General features: G+C 70.7%; 16 protein-coding genes. 8 read left to right on the top strand and 8 right to left on the bottom strand.

Going from position 1 to position 16,497, the window contains the following annotated elements; translation table 11 throughout:
• Positions 1 to 42 precede the first annotated feature (42 nt).
• Positions 43 to 597 (bottom strand): NuoB/complex I 20 kDa subunit family protein, encoded by a 555-nt coding sequence (locus SVTN_RS22280; RefSeq protein WP_024756031.1) that lies wholly within the window; start codon positions 595 to 597, stop codon positions 43 to 45.
• Positions 598 to 614: 17 nt separating this feature from the next.
• On the bottom strand, positions 615 to 974 hold the full coding sequence (locus SVTN_RS22275) for an NADH-quinone oxidoreductase subunit A (RefSeq protein WP_019888619.1): 360 nt from the start codon (positions 972 to 974) through the stop codon (positions 615 to 617).
• Positions 975 to 1,643: 669 nt separating this feature from the next.
• Between SVTN_RS22275 and SVTN_RS22270 the strand changes: the two genes are divergently transcribed.
• Entirely contained in the window at positions 1,644 to 2,525 is an 882-nt protein-coding gene (locus tag SVTN_RS22270; RefSeq protein ID WP_041130686.1) for a C40 family peptidase, read from the top strand.
• A 75-nt stretch (positions 2,526 to 2,600) separates the two neighbouring features.
• On the opposite strand, the gene SVTN_RS22265 is transcribed toward SVTN_RS22270, so the two are convergent.
• Together SVTN_RS22265 and SVTN_RS22260 are read right to left on the bottom strand one after the other, a co-directional pair.
• A complete protein-coding gene (locus tag SVTN_RS22265) occupies positions 2,601 to 3,887 on the bottom strand; it encodes a geranylgeranyl reductase family protein (RefSeq protein ID WP_041130685.1) in 1,287 nt (428 codons plus the stop codon).
• A gap of 88 nt (positions 3,888 to 3,975) precedes the next feature.
• The gene (locus SVTN_RS22260) at positions 3,976 to 4,668 is read right to left on the bottom strand and encodes a demethylmenaquinone methyltransferase (RefSeq protein ID WP_041130684.1); all 693 of its coding nucleotides are present in this window, start codon (positions 4,666 to 4,668) and stop codon (positions 3,976 to 3,978) included.
• 208 nt (positions 4,669 to 4,876) lie between these two features.
• Between SVTN_RS22260 and SVTN_RS22255 the strand changes: the two genes are divergently transcribed.
• Positions 4,877 to 5,416: a SigE family RNA polymerase sigma factor gene (locus tag SVTN_RS22255; RefSeq protein WP_425429051.1), complete on the top strand. Its 540-nt coding sequence runs from the start codon at positions 4,877 to 4,879 to the stop codon at positions 5,414 to 5,416.
• Between the two features lie 8 nt (positions 5,417 to 5,424).
• Positions 5,425 to 6,225 carry a hypothetical protein gene (locus SVTN_RS22250; RefSeq protein ID WP_041130683.1) on the top strand — a complete coding sequence of 267 codons (801 nt, stop codon included), beginning with the start codon at positions 5,425 to 5,427 and terminating at the stop codon, positions 6,223 to 6,225.
• Here SVTN_RS22250 and SVTN_RS22245 read toward each other — a convergent pair.
• From SVTN_RS22245 to SVTN_RS22235, 3 genes are all read right to left on the bottom strand, one after another.
• Entirely contained in the window at positions 6,172 to 6,771 is a 600-nt protein-coding gene (locus SVTN_RS22245; RefSeq protein WP_041130682.1) for an imidazolonepropionase-like domain-containing protein, read from the bottom strand. The genes SVTN_RS22250 and SVTN_RS22245 overlap by 54 nt on opposite strands.
• On the bottom strand, positions 6,771 to 7,970 hold the full coding sequence (gene mqnC / locus SVTN_RS22240; RefSeq protein ID WP_041130681.1) for a cyclic dehypoxanthinyl futalosine synthase: 1,200 nt from the start codon (positions 7,968 to 7,970) through the stop codon (positions 6,771 to 6,773). Before mqnC ends, SVTN_RS22245 begins: the two co-directional genes overlap by 1 nt.
• Before the next feature lie 360 nt (positions 7,971 to 8,330).
• Entirely contained in the window at positions 8,331 to 9,203 is an 873-nt protein-coding gene (locus SVTN_RS22235) for a menaquinone biosynthetic enzyme MqnA/MqnD family protein (protein ID WP_041130680.1), read from the bottom strand.
• A 261-nt stretch (positions 9,204 to 9,464) separates the two neighbouring features.
• Between SVTN_RS22235 and SVTN_RS22230 the strand changes: the two genes are divergently transcribed.
• Positions 9,465 to 9,668, top strand: a complete 204-nt coding sequence (locus tag SVTN_RS22230; protein WP_041130679.1) for a cold-shock protein — start codon at positions 9,465 to 9,467, stop codon at positions 9,666 to 9,668.
• Between the two features lie 165 nt (positions 9,669 to 9,833).
• Here SVTN_RS22230 and SVTN_RS22225 read toward each other — a convergent pair whose 3' ends face one another.
• Positions 9,834 to 10,670 carry a M23 family metallopeptidase gene (locus SVTN_RS22225; protein WP_041130678.1) on the bottom strand — a complete coding sequence of 279 codons (837 nt, stop codon included), beginning with the start codon at positions 10,668 to 10,670 and terminating at the stop codon, positions 9,834 to 9,836.
• Positions 10,671 to 10,802: 132 nt separating this feature from the next.
• On the opposite strand from SVTN_RS22225, the gene SVTN_RS22220 reads away from it, so the two are divergent.
• The 4 genes from SVTN_RS22220 (at position 10,803) to SVTN_RS22205 (ending at position 16,413) form a co-directional block, all read left to right on the top strand.
• On the top strand, positions 10,803 to 11,201 hold the full coding sequence (locus SVTN_RS22220; RefSeq protein WP_041130677.1) for a DnaJ family domain-containing protein: 399 nt from the start codon (positions 10,803 to 10,805) through the stop codon (positions 11,199 to 11,201).
• 36 nt (positions 11,202 to 11,237) lie between these two features.
• Positions 11,238 to 11,753 carry a mycothiol transferase gene (locus SVTN_RS22215; protein ID WP_041130676.1) on the top strand — a complete coding sequence of 172 codons (516 nt, stop codon included), beginning with the start codon at positions 11,238 to 11,240 and terminating at the stop codon, positions 11,751 to 11,753.
• Between the two features lie 173 nt (positions 11,754 to 11,926).
• Positions 11,927 to 14,173 carry an FG-GAP-like repeat-containing protein gene (locus tag SVTN_RS22210; RefSeq protein WP_052499256.1) on the top strand — a complete coding sequence of 749 codons (2,247 nt, stop codon included), beginning with the start codon at positions 11,927 to 11,929 and terminating at the stop codon, positions 14,171 to 14,173.
• A 23-nt stretch (positions 14,174 to 14,196) separates the two neighbouring features.
• Positions 14,197 to 16,413, top strand: coding sequence for an FG-GAP repeat domain-containing protein (locus SVTN_RS22205; RefSeq protein ID WP_041130675.1), 2,217 nt, complete (start codon positions 14,197 to 14,199; stop codon positions 16,411 to 16,413).
• Positions 16,414 to 16,497: the final 84 nt, after the last annotated feature.

Raw genomic sequence — 16,497 nt, 5'->3', positions numbered from 1 at the left:
CCTTCGTTGTCGTCTGCGGCCCGGCGGCCGCGCGTGCGTCGGTCACCTCAGCAGACCCTTCAGTTCGATCGTCGGCAGCGCCTTGAGCGCCGCCTCCTCCGCCTCGCGGGCCGCCTCCTCGGCGTTCACGCCGAGCTTGGAGGTCTGGATCTTCTGGTGGAGCTTGAGGATCGCGTCCAGGAGCATCTCCGGACGCGGCGGGCAGCCGGGCAGGTAGATGTCGACCGGCACGATGTGGTCGACGCCCTGGACGATCGCGTAGTTGTTGAACATGCCGCCCGAGGAGGCGCAGACGCCCATGGAGATGACCCACTTGGGGTTGGGCATCTGGTCGTAGACCTGCCGCAGGACGGGCGCCATCTTCTGGCTGACCCGGCCGGCGACGATCATCAGGTCGGCCTGGCGCGGCGAGCCGCGGAAGACCTCCATGCCGAAGCGGGCCAGGTCGTACCGGCCGGCTCCGGTGGTCATCATCTCGATGGCGCAGCAGGCGAGGCCGAAGGTCGCGGGGAACACGGACGCCTTGCGCACCCAGCCCGCGGCCTGTTCGACCGTCGTCAGCAGAAAGCCGCTCGGGAGTTTCTCTTCGAGTCCCATAGGTGCCCCTCAGCCCCTCAGTCCCATTCCAGGCCGCCGCGCCGCCACACGTACGCGTAGGCGACGAAGACGGTGAGCACGAAGAGCAACATCTCCACGAGCCCGAAAAGCCCCAGGGCGTCGAAGGTGACGGCCCAGGGGTAGAGGAAGACGATCTCGATGTCGAAGACGATGAAGAGCATCGCCGTCAGGTAGTACTTGATCGGGAAGCGGCCGCCTCCGGCGGGAGTGGGCGTCGGCTCGATGCCGCACTCGTACGCTTCAAGCTTGGCCCTGTTGTACCGCTTTGGCCCGATAAGCGTGGCCATGACCACGGAGAAGATCGCAAACCCCGCACCCAGGGCACCGAGCACGAGGACGGGCGCGTACGCATTCACGCTCCTCGCTCCTTCCAGTCGTCCTTGACCGTTGGACCGCACTGCCGGCCGTGAAAGATCGCCCCCATGTGAGGCAGTTCACAAGCCCGACTGCCCCGCATCTTATGCCCGCCCCTATGTGATCTGCGACACGGGGTACAGCAAGGAGTTTGTGATCTCCACCACCTGGCGAAGGATCATGAAGTCGGATGAGCGGTGACCTTGTTGCGCGAAGCACCCAGGTGGTCACCAGATGTGACATCCGTACCGGAAAACGCTGCTCGGAAGGGGTGTCGCACTATCAAGTGTTGGCCACTGCAGGCAAATTGGCGATGGACTCGTCCGGGTGATAAAGGAACCGGCCATCGCCCGGTCGGGGGGTCGGGCGTACGGAGGTGGACGCGTGCACGCGTTCACGAGCATCCGTCAGGCGATGATGTGACCTGCGTCACCTCACAGGAACCTCAAAAGAAGAGGGCTTGGCCATCGGCGTCAAGAGGTGGTAAGCGTCGGGCAATTCGGGCGTTTCATTGAAAACCCGTGATCAAGGGCCGGATGGGCCGTGCCCGATTTGCCCGTTACGGCGTCAATAAGGCCGCCACAGAAGTGGATTCAGGCGTTCCAAACGCAACTGTGGCGCAACGCACGTTTCTTGAAGGGAACCGTGAAGCCCTGATAGCGGTTGTACCCATGTCCCACACCGCTCACATACCCAGCCACCGGAAGCCCCGCCGCAGCGCCTCGAAGCTCGCGCTCCGTGCCGGAGTTGCCGGTGGCGTCCTCGGCACCATCGCGGTGGCCGGTGCTGCCGGGCCGGCGAATGCCGAGCCGGTGACCGAGACCATCGAAATGCCCACCCTGGGCTCGCTCGACGCCGCCGGCGGCCTCGCCAGCGCCGTCGCCGCCTCCGCGGAGGCCTCCCAGCAGGAGGCCCTCGACCAGAACCTCCAGACGCTGGAGGACGCGGCGCTGCACAAGGCCGCCAAGGAGGCCAAGAAGGCGAAGGCCGAGGCCGAGCGCAAGGCCGCGGCCGAGCGCGCCGAGAAGGCCCGCCTCAAGGCCGAGCAGGAGCGCAAGGAGGCCGCGGAGCGCGCCTCCCGCGACGCCGCGCGCACCCAGCTCTCCACCACGAGCTCGTCGAACGACAGCGGCTCGTCGTCGTCCGACAGCGGCTCCACCGCCTCGGAGAGCAGCAGCAGCCAGACGCAGGCCCCCACCGGCTCCGCCGCCGCGATCGTGGCCTTCGCCCGCGCCCAGATCGGCGACGCGTACGTCTCCGGCGGCACCGGCCCCAACTCCTGGGACTGCTCCGGCCTCGTCCAGGCCGCCTACCGCGCGGCCGGCATCGACCTGCCCCGCATCTCGTACGAGCAGTCGAGCATGGGCACCGAGGTCTCCCTGAGCAACCTGCAGCCGGGCGACATCCTGTACTGGGGCAGCCGCAGCGGCTCGTACCACGTCGCCATCTACGTCGGCGGCGGCAAGTACGTCGGCGCGCAGAACCCGTCCAGCGGCGTCGTCGAGCACACCATGGACTGGGACACCCCCTCGGGCGCGGTCCGCATCCTCTGATCCACCCGCTCGTACGACGAAGGGCCGCCACTCCTCGGGGGAGCGACGGCCCTTCGGCGTACCGGGCGCGGCGGGTCAGGCCTTCGGCGCGACCTTCGACAGGCCGTTGATGATGCGGTCCATCGCGTCGCCGCCCGTCGGGTCGGTGAGATTCGCCAGCATCTTCAGCGTGAACTTCATCAGCAGCGGGTGGGTCAGACCGCGCTGGGTCGCGATCTTCATGACCTTCGGGTTGCCGATGAGCTTCACGAAGGCGCGGCCCAGCGTGTAGTAGCCGCCGTAGGTGTCCTTGAGGATCTGCGGGTAGTTCCGCAGGGCCAGCTCGCGCTGGGCCGGGGTGGCGCGGGCGTGCGCCTGGACGATGACGTCGGCCGCGATCTGGCCGGACTCCATGGCGTACGCGATGCCCTCGCCGTTGAACGGGTTGACGAGGCCGCCCGCGTCGCCGACGAGCAGCAGGCCCTTGGTGTAGTGCGGCTGGCGGTTGAAGGCCATCGGGAGGGCGGCGCCGCGGATCGGCGTCGTCATGTTCTCCGGGGTGTAGCCCCAGTCCTCCGGCATCGACGCGCACCAGGCCTTGAGCACCTCGCGCCAGTCCAGCTCCCGGAAGGCGGAGGAGGAGTTGAGGATGCCGAGGCCGACGTTGGACGTGCCGTCGCCCATGCCGAAGATCCAGCCGTAGCCGGGGAGCAGCCGGTCCTGCGGGCCGCGCCGGTCCCACAGCTCCAGCCAGGACTCCAGGTAGTCGTCGTCGTGGCGGGGCGAGGTGAAGTACGTGCGGACGGCGACGCCCATCGGCCGGTCCTCGCGCCGGTGCAGGCCCATGGCGAGGGAGAGCCGGGTGGAGTTGCCGTCGGCGGCGACGACGAGCGGGGCGTGGAAGGTGACCTCGCGCTTCTCCTCGCCGAGCTTGGCGTGCACGCCGGTGATGCGGCCCGTACGGTCGTCGATGATCGGCGCGCCGACGTTGCAGCGCTCGTAGAGGCGCGCGCCGGCCTTCTGCGCCTGCCGGGCGAGCTGCTCGTCGAAGTCGTCGCGCTTGCGGACGAGTCCGTAGTCCGGGTACGAGGCGAGCTCCGGCCAGTCGAGTTCGAGCCGGACGCCGCCGCCGATGATCCGCAGGCCCTTGTTCCGCAGCCAGCCGGCCTCTTCGGAGATGTCGATGCCCATGGAGACGAGCTGCTTGGTGGCGCGCGGGGTGAGGCCGTCGCCGCAGACCTTCTCGCGGGGGAACGCGGTCTTCTCCAGGAGCAGGACGTCGAGTCCGGCCTTGGCCAGGTAGTACGCGGTGGTCGAGCCGGCCGGGCCCGCTCCGACGACGATCACATCTGCGGTGTGCTCGGAGAGGGGCTGCTCGGTCACGGCGGGTCTCCCGGAGGGGTCGAGGGAAGGATGGGGAAAGTTTATGGGCGGAGGTGGCCGCGGGGGCCGCCCGGTGCGGCAGGGCCGGTTACGCCTTGAAACCGCGGTGCAGGGCGACGATGCCGCCCGTCAGGTTCCGGTGGGCCACCCTCGACCAGCCGGCCTTCTGGAGCATGCCCGCCAGGGTCTCCTGGTCCGGCCAGGACTGGATGGACTCGGCGAGGTACACGTACGCGTCGGGGTTGGAGGACACGGCGCGGGCCACCGGCGGCAGCGCGCGCATCAGGTACTCCTCGTACACCGTGCGGAACGGCGCCCAGGTGGGGTGCGAGAACTCGCAGATGACGACCCGGCCGCCGGGCTTCGTCACCCGGTACAGCTCGCGCAGCGCCTGGTCGGTGTCCTGGATGTTCCGCAGCCCGAAGGAGATCGTGACGGCGTCGAACACGTCGTCGCGGAAGGGCAGCTTCGTGCCGTCGCCCGCCGTGAACGGCATCCACGGGTGGTTCTTCTTGCCGACCCGCAGCATCCCGAGCGAGAAGTCGCACGGCACGACGTACGCCCCCGCGCGCGCGAAGGGCTGCGAGGAGGTGGCCGTGCCGGCGGCGAGGTCGAGGATCTTCTGCGCGGGGCGGGCGTCGACCGCCTTCGCGACCTCCTTGCGCCAGCGCCGGTCCTGGCCGAGCGAGAGCACGTCGTTGGTGAGGTCGTAGTTCTCCGCCACGTCGTCGAACATCGTGGCGACTTCGTGCGGCTGCTTGTCCAGGGATGCGCGGGTCACTGGCGTTCGGCCTCGCAGTGTCGGGAACGGGCGGACCCGCCCATTCTGGCAGGCGGGGCCCGGCCGCCCCGCGCGGGCCCGCCGGACGGCACGTGCGGCACGTGCGGCACGATCTCCCGATTTCCCGGAACTCCTTTCAACCTTTCCGGGCCGGGCGTGCTCAAGGACGGTCGAGCACGACCGCGAGGGGAGAAGGGGTGCGATGGCGATGGCGATGGAGTTGCAGATGGAGACGGAGCCGGACGTCGGGGCGGGCCTCGGGTTCGAGGAGTTCGCCCGGGCCGCCCAGACGCGGCTGTACCGCACGGCGTACCTCCTCTGCGGCGACCCCGAGACCGCCCGCGACCTGACCCAGACCACGCTGGCCAAGCTCTACCAGTACTGGCGGCGGGCGGGGGCCGCCGATCATCCGTACGCGTACGCCAAGACGGTGCTGACCCGCACCTTCCTGTCCGAACGGCGGCGCCGGCTGCGCGATCTGCTCCTCCTGACCCGGACCGGGGGTACGGCCCCGGCGCCGGTCGCCGACCACGCCGACCTGCGGGTGACCCTGCTCGGCGCGCTCGCCGAACTCCCGCCCCGGGCTCGGGCGATGGTCGTGCTGCGCTACTGGGAGGACCAGAGCGTGGCCTCCGTGGCCTCGCTGCTGCGGTGCAGCGAGGCCACCGTCAAGAGCCAGTGCTCCCGCTCGCTCGCCCGACTCCGCGTACGCCTGGCGGACGCCGGGCTCTCACACACGGAAAGCTGAGGTCCACCGTGGAACACCTGGAAGACGTGGAAGCCGTGGAAGACGACGAGAGCGGCGTCCTGCTGCGCGACGCCATGGACCGGACCACGGTCGGGCTGCCGCCGCTGCCCGACCTCGCCCCGCTCGCGGTGCGCGAGGGCCGCAGGCGGCGGGCCCGGGCCCGGTTCGCGGTCGGCGCGGCGGCGGTCGGTGTGCTCGCGGTGGGGGTCCTCGGCCTCACGCTGCTGCCGCGCCCGGGGGCGGACGTCACCGGGGTGGCGACGCACACCGGCACCGAGACCGATGCCGAGCGGGAGCGCGTCGCGGAGCACCAGCGGAAGGCGGCGGCTCTGCTCGACGAGCTGCTGCCCGCGAAGGTCACCGCCGTCCGCCCGGTGCGGGACGAGGTGGCCGGGTACTGGATCACGGTGGACGGCGAGACCTACCCCCTGGTGTTCTCGGTGCGGCGGTCCCCCGTCCTCCGGGACTGCGAGGACTGTGCGAAGGACACGCGGCTGAGGACCGGTTCGATCAGCGAGTGGCCGGACAAGACGTCCGTGCAGTACCGGTACCGCACGAGCCGGGTCGAGCTCTCCGTGTACGCGGGGACGTCGGGGAAGGCCGGGACGGCGGCGGCGCCGCTGAAGGCACGCGACTTCTCCGCCGTGGCCGCGGACCCGCGCTTCCTCGCGCTGGTGAAGGACGCGGACGCGCGCCCGGTGGAGGAGCGGGAGGAGCCCTGGGGCGGGCCGGACCTGCACTGGTTCCAGGACGGCTCAGCGGGCGCGGTGGACCAGGCGGCCGGCGATCACGGTGGCGACACAGGTTGACGCGCCCAGGCGGACCAGGGACGCCCGGTCCGGGACGTCGAAGACGGCGAAGCGGGCCGGGGCGCCCGGCTGGAGGGCCGGGAGGAGGATGAGGGGGGTCGGCGAGAAGGAGGGGGTGCCCGGGAGCTTCTCCGGGCGGCGGCCCACCGCCAGGCCGGCCCTCCGTACGGCGTCCGCCGCCGCCTGGACGTGGAGTTCGCCCGCGACCGCGACCGTGCCGTGGGCGAGGAGGCGCTGCACGCCTCGGCGCGCCGAGGCGCCCCGGCGTGAGGCGTCCATACGGAAGATCCGCTGCGCCCGCTCGCCGGTGATCGGCTCGGTGCCGAAGGCCTCGGCCTCGCGGGGGTCCGGGTGGTACATGCCTTCGAGGATCTCGGGCGCGTACGGGTTGAGGAGGCCGGGCGTGAGGATGCCCGGCCACTGACGGACCCGCGCCTCGGGGCGTACGGCGGCCAGGTCCTCGTACGGGCCGACGGCCGCGACGAGGCCGCCGTCGACGAGGACGGCGGTCTCGGGCGTCGCCTCGGCGACGTGGAGCGTGAGCATCAGTTGGCGTCGAGGAGCTTCAGCTCCGGGTGCGCCGTGCCGCCCTCGATCGCGATCGAGGAGATGTGCGAGGCGACGCGCTCGTCGACCGGGTCGTTCGCCGGGTCGTCGTGGACGACGAGGTGCTCGTACGTGGTGGCGCGCTGCGCCGGGACGCGGCCCGCCTTGCGGATGAGGTCGATGATCTCCAGGCGGTTGGAGCGGTGCTTGGCACCGGCGGAGGAGACGACGTTCTCCTCCAGCATGATCGAGCCCAGGTCGTCGGCGCCGTAGTGCAGGGAGAGCTGGCCGACCTCCTTGCCGGTGGTCAGCCACGAGCCCTGGATGTGGGCGACGTTGTCGAGGAAGAGGCGGGCGATCGCGATCATGCGCAGGTACTCGAAGAGCGTGGCCTGCGTGCGGCCCTTGAGGTGGTTGTTCTCGGGCTGGTACGTGTACGGGATGAAGGCCCGGAAGCCGCCCGTCCGGTCCTGCACGTCACGGATCATGCGCAGGTGCTCGATCCGCTCGGCGTTGGTCTCGCCGGTGCCCATCAGCATGGTGGAGGTGGACTCGACGCCCAGCTTGTGGGCGATCTCCATGATCTCCAGCCAGCGCTCGCCGGACTCCTTCAGGGGCGCGATGACCTTGCGGGGGCGCTCGGGGAGCAGCTCGGCGCCGGCACCGGCGAAGGAGTCGAGTCCTGCGGCGTGGATGCGGGTGATGGCCTCCTCGACGGAGACCTTGGAGATGCGGGCCATGTGCTCGACCTCGGAGGCACCGAGGGAGTGGATGACCAGCTGCGGGAACTCGGCCTTGATGGCGGCGAAGTGCTTCTCGTAGTACTCGACGCCGTAGTCCGGGTGGTGGCCGCCCTGGAACATGATCTGGGTGCCGCCGAGCTCCACGGTCTCCGCGCAGCGGCGCAGGATGTCGTCGAGGTCGCGGGTCCAGCCCTTCTCGGTGTCCTTCGGGGCGGCGTAGAAGGCGCAGAACTTGCACGCCGTCACGCAGACGTTCGTGTAGTTGATGTTCCGCTCGATGATGTACGTCGCGATGTGCTCGGCCCCCGCGTACCGGCGGCGGCGCACCGCGTCGGCGGCGGCGCCCAGCGCGTGCAGGGGCGCCGAGCGGTAGAGGTCGAGCGCCTCCTCGGGGGTGATCCGGCCACCCGCGGCGGCGCGGTCGAGAACAGACTGGAGTTCGGCCTTCTCGGTCACCGGGTGCGTCCCTTTCGGAGGGGTTCTGATCGACCGAACCAGCCTACGCCAGGGCTCCCGGCGGCTTCCGCAGGGTGCGGGTCGGCGGCCGCCGGAGTCCTGGGAGGGTGAGCGGCGGGTGGGAGAACGGCGCGAGACACGCGGGGGTCCGGCGAATATCCGGTGAATTCCGGGTGTGTCGCGGGCGGCCGATTACCGGCGCCCGGGAGAGCGCGCGCATTCCCCGGTGGCGCCTTCCCGTGACGCCTTCCCTCGGTGCCTCCCGTAGCGCCTTCCCGGTGGCGTCCGGAAAGGCCCGCCCGACGCGCGGGAGGGCCCACCGGTATTCCTTTCCCGCACCATTCCGCGCGGCTCCGCCGCTTATCGCACCGGGGGCGGCAGGAGTTCCACCGCGACGTCCGCCGGGAAGCCGGTCGTGGGGCCGGTGCGGCGGGCGAACTCCCGTACGCCGGCGAGCTGCTCGGGGCCGAATCGGAAGTCGAGCGTGCGGAAGTACCGCTCCAGGAGTTCGGCGTCGAAGGTCTCCCAGCGGGCGGCCTGCTCGGCGACCTTGGCGACCTCTTCGAGGGAGAGGTCGCGGGAGGCCAGGAACGCCTGGTGCACCTCGTGGACGGTCTCCGGCTCGCGCGCCAGGAAGTCCTTGCGGGCCGCCCACACGGCGAAGACGAACGGCAGGCCCGTCCACTCCTTCCACATCAGCCCCAGGTCGTGGACCTGGAGGCCGAGCCGGGGCGCGTCGTGCAAGGAGGCCCGGAGCGCGGCGTCGCCGATCAGGACGGCGGCCTCCGCCTCCTGCATCATCAGGCCGAGGTCCGGCGGGCAGGCGTAGTAGTCGGGCCTGACCCCGTACTGCTCGGCCAGGAGCAGCTGGGCGAGGCGCACCGAGGTGCGGGAGGTGGAGCCGAGGGCCACGCGCGCGCGGTCGAGCTCCGCCAGGGGCCGCTGGGAGACGATCACGCAGGACATGACGGGCCCGTCGCAGCCGACGGCGATGTCGGGGAGCGCGACCAGGTCGTCCGCGTTGCGGAGGTACTCGACGAGGGTGATGGGCCCGATGTCGAGATCGCCCCGGACGAGCCGCTCGCTGAGCTTTTCCGGGGTGTCCTTGGTGAGCTCGAGATCGAGGAGCGTTCCGGTCCTGGCCAGGCCCCAGTAGAGGGGGAGGCAGTTGAGGAACTGGATGTGTCCGACGCGGGGCCGGCTGCGCTGCTGGTCGTCGGTTGCTTTGTCCACATCGCGAGGCTAGACCCGTCTCGCAGTGTGGGCATCGGCGGGGCACGCGCGTCAGCACACGGAACGGAATCAAACATGCGGGTGACGTGATCTTTCCCTCTACCGTCCCGAGCGTCCTGCGTGCTAGGCTCAACGCAAGTTGCAGTTTGGTTTCCCTTGCAGTACAGAGCCTGCGGAGCATGTGACCCGCAGGCTTTTGTAGTTTTCAGACTTGTTTGCAGGTTCTGGAGCAGGGCGACCCTTTGGCCCATAGGAGGGCTCATGGCTACCGGAACCGTGAAGTGGTTCAACGCTGAAAAGGGCTTCGGCTTCATCGCCCAGGACGGCGGCGGCCCGGATGTCTTCGTCCACTACTCCGCGATCAACGCGAACGGCTTCCGCTCGCTCGAGGAGAACCAGGTCGTGACCTTCGACGTCACGCAGGGCCCGAAGGGCCCGCAGGCGGAGAACGTCTCCCCGGCCTAAGTTGCCCGGGTCGGCGATCACGTACGACTAGAGCAGTACCCAAGGAGCCCCGCTCCGTGCCTCACGGCACGAGCGGGGCTCCTGCCCTTTTCCGGGACGGGCCCTTTTCCGACGGGCCCTTTCCGGGACGGGCTCTTTTCCGGGACGGTCAGCGGTTCGGGACGGTCAGCAGTTCGGGATCACGGTCCCGTTGTTGTCGCGGGCCTCGTCGTTGCCCCAGCGGGACAGGTAGTACGCGGACACGTACGCCCCGTAGCCGTTCTTGCCGGCGTAGACGGTGTCGAGGTCGGTCCGCAGCCACCAGTGGTTGTAGTTCCCGGAGCCGTCGCGGACCTCCGCGCCCCAGACCTTGCAGTACACGTAGTTCGTGCCCGCGTTCAGCACGCCCTGCGGGTCGTTCGTGTTCGCCTGGGCGTAGCCGGTGGCGTTGGCGAAGGTGTCGACCCAGTACTTTCCGCCTCCCCCGCCCGAGCAGCCGTTGTCGCTGGTCAGGGACTTGGAGCCGTAGGAGGAGGGGTAGGGGGCGAGGGAGACGCCGTTGATCACGATGGTCTGGCCGACGCCGTTGTAGAGCTGCTCGTAGTGGATGTGGGCGCCGGAGCTGTTGCCCGTCGAGCCGGTGACGCCGATCTGCCGGCCCTGGGAGACCTGGGCGCCGTCGGCGACGGAGTAGGCGCTGAGGTGGAAGTAGTACGTCTTCCAGCCGCCGCCGTGGTCGATCACGATGTACTGGCCCGCGCCGGTGGGCTGGTCGTAGCGGTAGGCGGTGCCGGACGCCGAGGCGAGGACCGGGGTGCCGGCCGTGGTGCCGCCGTCCGAACGGACGAAGTCGAGCGCCTGGCGGACCTCGGCCGAGTGGTGGCTGTAGGTCCAGGTCTGCCCGCAGGGGAACGGCGCCTTGAAGAGCGGCGCGGCCTGGGCGGGGCCGGCGGTGACGAGCGCGGTGAGCAGGCCCGCGACGAGCGCGAGGAGGGTGCCGAGGGGGGTGATCCGTGCACGCATGCGTCCTCCGGTGAAGGGGGATGGGACATGGGTCGACGCGCGTTGAACGGACCACAGAGTGCCGGAAGATCGCGGGTCGCAGTAGCCCGCGAGAACCACACCCGTACCGCGGCGGTTACGTAGTCTGGACACATGACCGAACGCAAGCCGCCCGGAGTCAGCTTCGAGTCGTTCGTCGACAAACAGATCCGCGAGGCCGCGGAGCGCGGCGAGTTCCGGGGCCTGTCCGGCTTCGGCAAGCCCCTCCCCGACGACTCGGCGCCGTACGACGAGCTGTGGTGGATCAAGGGGAAGATGCACCGCGAGGGCGCGTCCGTCCTGCCGCCCTCCCTCGCCCTGCGCAAGGCGGCCGAGGACGCGGAGGCGGCGGTCGCCGCGGCCGTCTCGGAGCACCAGGTGCGCCGCATCCTCGGGGAGATCAACACCAGGATCGCCGAAGCCCTCGCCCGCCCGCCGGCCGGTCCCCCGCTGAACCTGAGGCCCTTCGACGTGGAGGCCGCGGTGGAGCGGTGGAGGGCACGGCGTCCTTAGCTCGATGCGCAGGTCCCCCGACCCCGAGGAGCCCCCATGAACAGCGCCGGTCTGTTGCTCGACTCGTTCGGCCGGATCCGTGAGGTCGTCCACGAGGCCGTGGAGGGCCTCACGGACGAGGAGCTCACCGTACGGATCGATCCCGACGCCAATTCGGTCGCCTGGCTCGTCTGGCACCTCACCCGCGTCCAGGACGACCACCTCGCGGACGCCTTCGACACGGATCAGCTGTGGACCTCGGACGGCTGGGCGGACCGCTTCGGGCTGCCCTTCCCGAAGGGCGCCACCGGCTACGGGATGACGAGGGCGCAGGTCGACGCCGTCCGCGCCCCGGCGGAGCTGCTGCTCGGTTACCACGACGCCGTGCACGCCCGTACCGAGGAGCTGATCCGTGGGGTCACGAACGCGGACCTGGACCGGATCGTCGACACCCGCTGGGACCCGCCGGTCACCCTCGGCGTCCGACTGGTGTCGGTGATCGCGGACGACCTCCAGCACGCGGGGCAGGCGGCGTACGCGCGGGGTGTGGTGGAGCGGCGGGAAAGCTCCTGAACGACCCGTGAACGCCCCGTTCGCATGACGGGATCATCTGTTCGGCATACGCGTACAACCCCCACGGACGATCATGAGTCCAACCGGGCGTGGCGATCGCCACGCCCGGTTGTCCTGGGGGGAATCACACCGTGCAGCACCGTTGTTCGTCAGCCCGTCGTCTCGCCGCGGCCGTGACCGCCGTCCTCGCCGTCACCGCCGGCACCCTCGCGGCCGGTCCGGCCGCCCTCGCGTCCGCCTCCGCCTCCACCTCCGTCCAGGGCCCGGCGGACGCCCTCGACGGCGCTATCTCCATCCCGCAGACGAGCCGGATCGTCGGCTCCGGCCCCTCCGGCTTCCTGACCGTCGAGAACCAGCACGGCCGGGAGGTCTACCGCTGGACGAGCACCGTCGACCGCACCACCACGACCCTGGACCAGCAGTCCGAGTACCTCGCGGGCCACTCCGACACGGTCGTCACCCGGGTGCCCACGCGCCCCCAGTACCTGCTCCGGGACATGTCGGACCCGAGCGGCGCCACCACCGTCATCGAGCAGCCCGACACCCGCCAACGGCTGCGGACGGTCATCGGCCGGACGCTGCTCTTCTCTTCGTACGACTTCACGTCCAAGACCGGCGAGGTCCGGCTCCGGAGCGAGGGCGTGTACGCGGACTCCGACCGCAAGGTGGCCGGGTTCCCCGCCGACGCCCAGGTCTGGCGGGCCGAGACGGTCTCGCCGACGACCGCCCTCGTCCGGTACACGGTCGACAACGGCGGCTCCGCCACCGGCTTCCTCGCCGTCGTGGACGTCACCACCGCCCAGGTCGTCGAGAAGCGCGAGGCCGGCGCCAGGGACTTCGCGGCCAGCGCCACCTCCTTCGCCTGGGTCGGGGGCGAGGGCGGGGTCGGGGGCGAGACGACGGACCCGTACGCCGCCCGGATCCTTTACGCCGAGCGCGGCGGAGAGGCCCCCGGCCCGGTCACCGACCTCGCCGAACTCACCTCGGGCAGCTGGAACTTCAACAGCATGCACATCGGCCTCGTCGGCTCCTGGGTGACGTACGGGCTGACGCAGGGCGGCACCACCCAGTACCCCACCCCGTACGACGCGCTCACCGCCGTCGACTCCCACAACCCCGACAACAAGATCAAGCTGCTCGACCACGCCACGTCCTCGGTCTCCGCGCCCGACGGCAGCCTCCTCGTCCGCGGCGGCTCGGTCGCCCACGGCGAGGGCATCTACCGGATCGCCCCGGACCCGGCCACCGGCAGGCCGGCCGCCACGCTCGTCGCCAGCACCGGGCAGCCCACCGCACTCACCCTCCTCGGGACGGACGTCCCCGCGACCGTCGACTTCGACGCCCTCACCGAGCCCGCGAAGCTCAGCTGGACCCTGTCCCGCAACACCGTCGAGGGCTCGGTGACGCTGCGGCACAAGGCGACGGGACGGAAGGCCGTGTTCCCGTTCAACGCCTACGTGAACGCTCCGGTCAACGGCGTGCTCGCCATCGGCTGGGACGGCATGACCGCCGAGAACCTCGGCGACCTCGGCGACTACGCCCCGGCCGGCGAGTACACGTGGGAGCTCAGCGCCAGGCCGCTCAACAACATCGGCCCCAACCTCAAGCAGACCGGCACCTTCAAGGTCGCCCGCAAGACCGGCCCGCACGACTACACGTCCAACACGAGCCCGGACCTCCTCGCCCGGGACGCCTCCGGCAAGCTGTGGCGGGACGACACCGTCGTCACCCCGGCGGGAGAGGTCTCCTCGACCGGGCGGTACGCGATCGGCACCGGCTGGGGGATCTACAACCAGCTGGAGGCCGTCGGCAACGTCGCGGGCGGCGCGGCCCCCGACCTCCTCGCCCGGGACGCCTCGGGCGTCCTGTGGCTGTACCAGGGCAACGGGAACGGCGGCTTCGCCACGCGCGTGAAGGTCGGTTCCGGCTGGAACACGTACAAGCAGCTCACCGGCGGCTCCGACCTCAACGGCGACGGCCGCTCGGACCTCCTCGCCACCGACACGACCGGCGCGCTGTGGTTCTACAAGGGCACCGGCAGTACGACCGCGCCCTTCGCGGCACGCGTGAAGGTCGGCGGCGGCTGGGGCATCTACAACCAGATCACCGCCACCGGCAACCTCGCCGGTACGGCCGCCGGCGACCTCGTCGCCCGCGACACCTCCGGCGTCCTCTGGCTCTACCAGGGCAACGGCAGCGGCGGCTTCACCACGCGTGTGAAGGTCGGTTCCGGCTGGGGCGGCTTCACCCACCTCGTGGGCGTCGGCGACGCCGACCGCGACGGCCGGGCCGACCTCTACGCCGCCGGTCCCTCCGGCTTCCGCCTCTACTCGGGCACCGGGGTCGCGACGGCCCCCTTCAAGCCGGGCGTGTTCACGGACGTGCACTCCGGCGCCGCCCAGTTCAACTCGATCTTCTGACCGGTCTTTCCAGGAAGGCGCACATGAAGCACGCCCGTATATCCGGCCGCCGTCTGGCCGCGGCGCTCCTCACCCTCTCCACGGTCACCGCCGTGACGGGGACCCTCGTCACCGCGTCGGCCTTCGCCGCCACCACCGCCGAGGGCCGGTGCGCGCCGACCGCCGCCGGCCTGCTGCCCGTCGGCGCCGAGGTCGTCTCCACCGGCGCCTACGGCTACGTCACGACCTGCACGGACGAGAACGGCACCACCGCGCTGGAGTGGCACCACACCGACGGCACGGTGACGACGCTGTCCGGGCCGAAGGCCTACGACTCCACCTCCGACTACATGCTGACGGGCGACGGCAGCATGTTCACCGCGTACAACCCGGCGACCACGACGTACGCCAACCTCAACATCGGCGTGCTCGGTCCCGGCGCCCAGCTGGTCGGCATCGTCCGCGACAGCCTCTTCGTGAGCGTCCCGAGCGGCACCGAGAACTACCGCGACCTGTGGAAGCTGACCCAGGTCAACGGTGTCGTCCAGAAGACGAAGCTGTCGTCCCGCGCCCGCAACGTGGACTTCAAGGTCGTCGCCACCGACGGAACGAACATGGTCGTCCTGGGCACCGAGATGGTGCAGGACACATCGGGCCTCAAGCCCGCGTGGTGGAGGGCGACCACGGGCGCCTTCAACAACTCCGTCGTCGACTGGGGCGGCAGCACCGGCACCGCCCAGTGGTCCCAGTCCTCGACCGGCGCCCTCACCGCCGACTGGCAGGCGTGGGTCCACTCGGCCCCGGAGGGCGGCCTGGAGATCAGAGCGGAGAAGCTCGGCACCACCACGGTCACGCGCATCCCTCTGACCGGCGCCATGACCGGCGCCGTCGTCGCGGGCATCGTCGGCGACACGATCCTGTACGGCGTCCCGGGCACCGCCACCGCCGAGAACCCCAGCCCGCTGTACGCGCGGAGCCTCACCGACGCGGGCGCCCAGCCGTACAAGCTCCTGGACAACTTCTCCAGCGTGGCCCACGCCCCCGACGGCACCCTGCTCGTGCGCGGCTTCGGCGCCGACGGCGACGGAGTCTTCCGGATCTCCGGCTCGGGCGGCACGCGCCCGACGGTCGCCCTGGAGACCTCCACCGGCCGGGTCCTGGCCATCCAGGTGACCGACTCGAAGGTCCTGTCGACGGTGAACCTGGAGAAGCCGGGCACCACGGTCCCGATGGAGTGGACGCTGTCGCGCGGCAACGCCACCGTCGACCTCACGCTCACGCACCAGACCACCGGCAAGAAGCTCGTCCAGCGCCTGACGTCCGTCTCCGGCAACCGGTACACCTACGCGTGGGGCGGCATCCTGGACAACACCAGCGCGCCGAACGGCGACTACACCTGGAAGATCACCGCCACCCCGACCGACGGCGTCGGCGGCCCGGCGACCGCCCAGGGCGCCTTCCGGGTCACGCGGACGACCAACCCGCACGACTTCGACGACAACGGCTCCACCGACGTCTTCGCCCGGGACGCCTCCGGTGTGCTGTGGCGCGACGACCTGTTCGACTGGCCCGTGGGCAGCCAGATCAACACCGCCCGCCGTACGAAGGTCGGCCCGGGCTGGAACACGTACAAGCAGATCGAGGCCGTCGGCGACATCGCCGGCCTTCCTTACGGCGACCTCATCGCCCTCGACGGTTCCGGTGTCCTCTGGCAGTACATCGGCAAGAGGGACGGCACCTTCACCCCGCGCATCAAGGTCGGCGGCGGCTGGGGCGGCTACACCAAGCTCGCGGGCGGCTCGGACCTCAACGGCGACGGCCGCGCCGACCTCCTCGCCACCGACGCCTCGGGCGTGCTGTGGTTCTACAAGGGCACCGGCGACGACCTCGCCCCCTTCGCGACCCGCGTCAAGGTCGGCTCCGGCTGGGGCGTCTACAACCAGATCACGGCCGTCGGCAACATCGCCGGCTCGTCCGCCGGTGACCTGGTCGCCCGTGACACCTCCGGCGTCCTGTGGCTCTACCAGGGCAACGGCACCGGCGGCTTCTCCACCCGGGTGAAGGTCGGCTCCGGCTGGGGCGCCTTCTCCCAGCTCGTCGGCGCGGGCGACGTGAACGCCGACGGCCGCCCGGACCTGATCGCGTACGGCGCCGGCGGCACGTACGTCTACCGGTCGACGGGCTCGGCGACGGCGCCGTTCGCGCGCCTGACGACGAACCTGTACGCGGGCGAGGGAACGAAGTTCAACTCGGTCTCCTAGCCGAGGGGGTTCGGCTCCGGCAATGTTCCGGGCCCCAAGGTGCCGACCTCCGGCCTTTCGGCTCCCTCGATGATCGGTGAGGGT

Source organism: Streptomyces vietnamensis (genome assembly GCF_000830005.1).
In the GTDB taxonomy this organism is placed as follows: Bacteria; Actinomycetota; Actinomycetes; order Streptomycetales; family Streptomycetaceae; genus Streptomyces; species Streptomyces vietnamensis.
Note: the sequence above shows the minus strand (reverse complement) of the source record. Positions and strands in the feature narration are given on the sequence as shown.

What these genes read in the sequence shown, in the direction of transcription:
- SVTN_RS22280 (WP_024756031.1), bottom strand. Translation starts at nt 597, where the DNA reads ATGGGACTCGAAGAGAAACTCCCGAGCGGCTTTCTGCTGACGACGGTC.
- SVTN_RS22270 (WP_041130686.1), top strand. Translation starts at nt 1,644, where the DNA reads ATGTCCCACACCGCTCACATACCCAGCCACCGGAAGCCCCGCCGCAGC.
- SVTN_RS22255 (WP_425429051.1), top strand. Translation starts at nt 4,877, where the DNA reads ATGGCGATGGAGTTGCAGATGGAGACGGAGCCGGACGTCGGGGCGGGC.
- SVTN_RS22245 (WP_041130682.1), bottom strand. Translation starts at nt 6,771, where the DNA reads ATGCTCACGCTCCACGTCGCCGAGGCGACGCCCGAGACCGCCGTCCTC.
- SVTN_RS22230 (WP_041130679.1), top strand. Translation starts at nt 9,465, where the DNA reads ATGGCTACCGGAACCGTGAAGTGGTTCAACGCTGAAAAGGGCTTCGGC.
- SVTN_RS22225 (WP_041130678.1), bottom strand. Translation starts at nt 10,670, where the DNA reads ATGCGTGCACGGATCACCCCCCTCGGCACCCTCCTCGCGCTCGTCGCG.
- SVTN_RS22220 (WP_041130677.1), top strand. Translation starts at nt 10,803, where the DNA reads ATGACCGAACGCAAGCCGCCCGGAGTCAGCTTCGAGTCGTTCGTCGAC.
- SVTN_RS22215 (WP_041130676.1), top strand. Translation starts at nt 11,238, where the DNA reads ATGAACAGCGCCGGTCTGTTGCTCGACTCGTTCGGCCGGATCCGTGAG.
- SVTN_RS22205 (WP_041130675.1), top strand. Translation starts at nt 14,197, where the DNA reads ATGAAGCACGCCCGTATATCCGGCCGCCGTCTGGCCGCGGCGCTCCTC.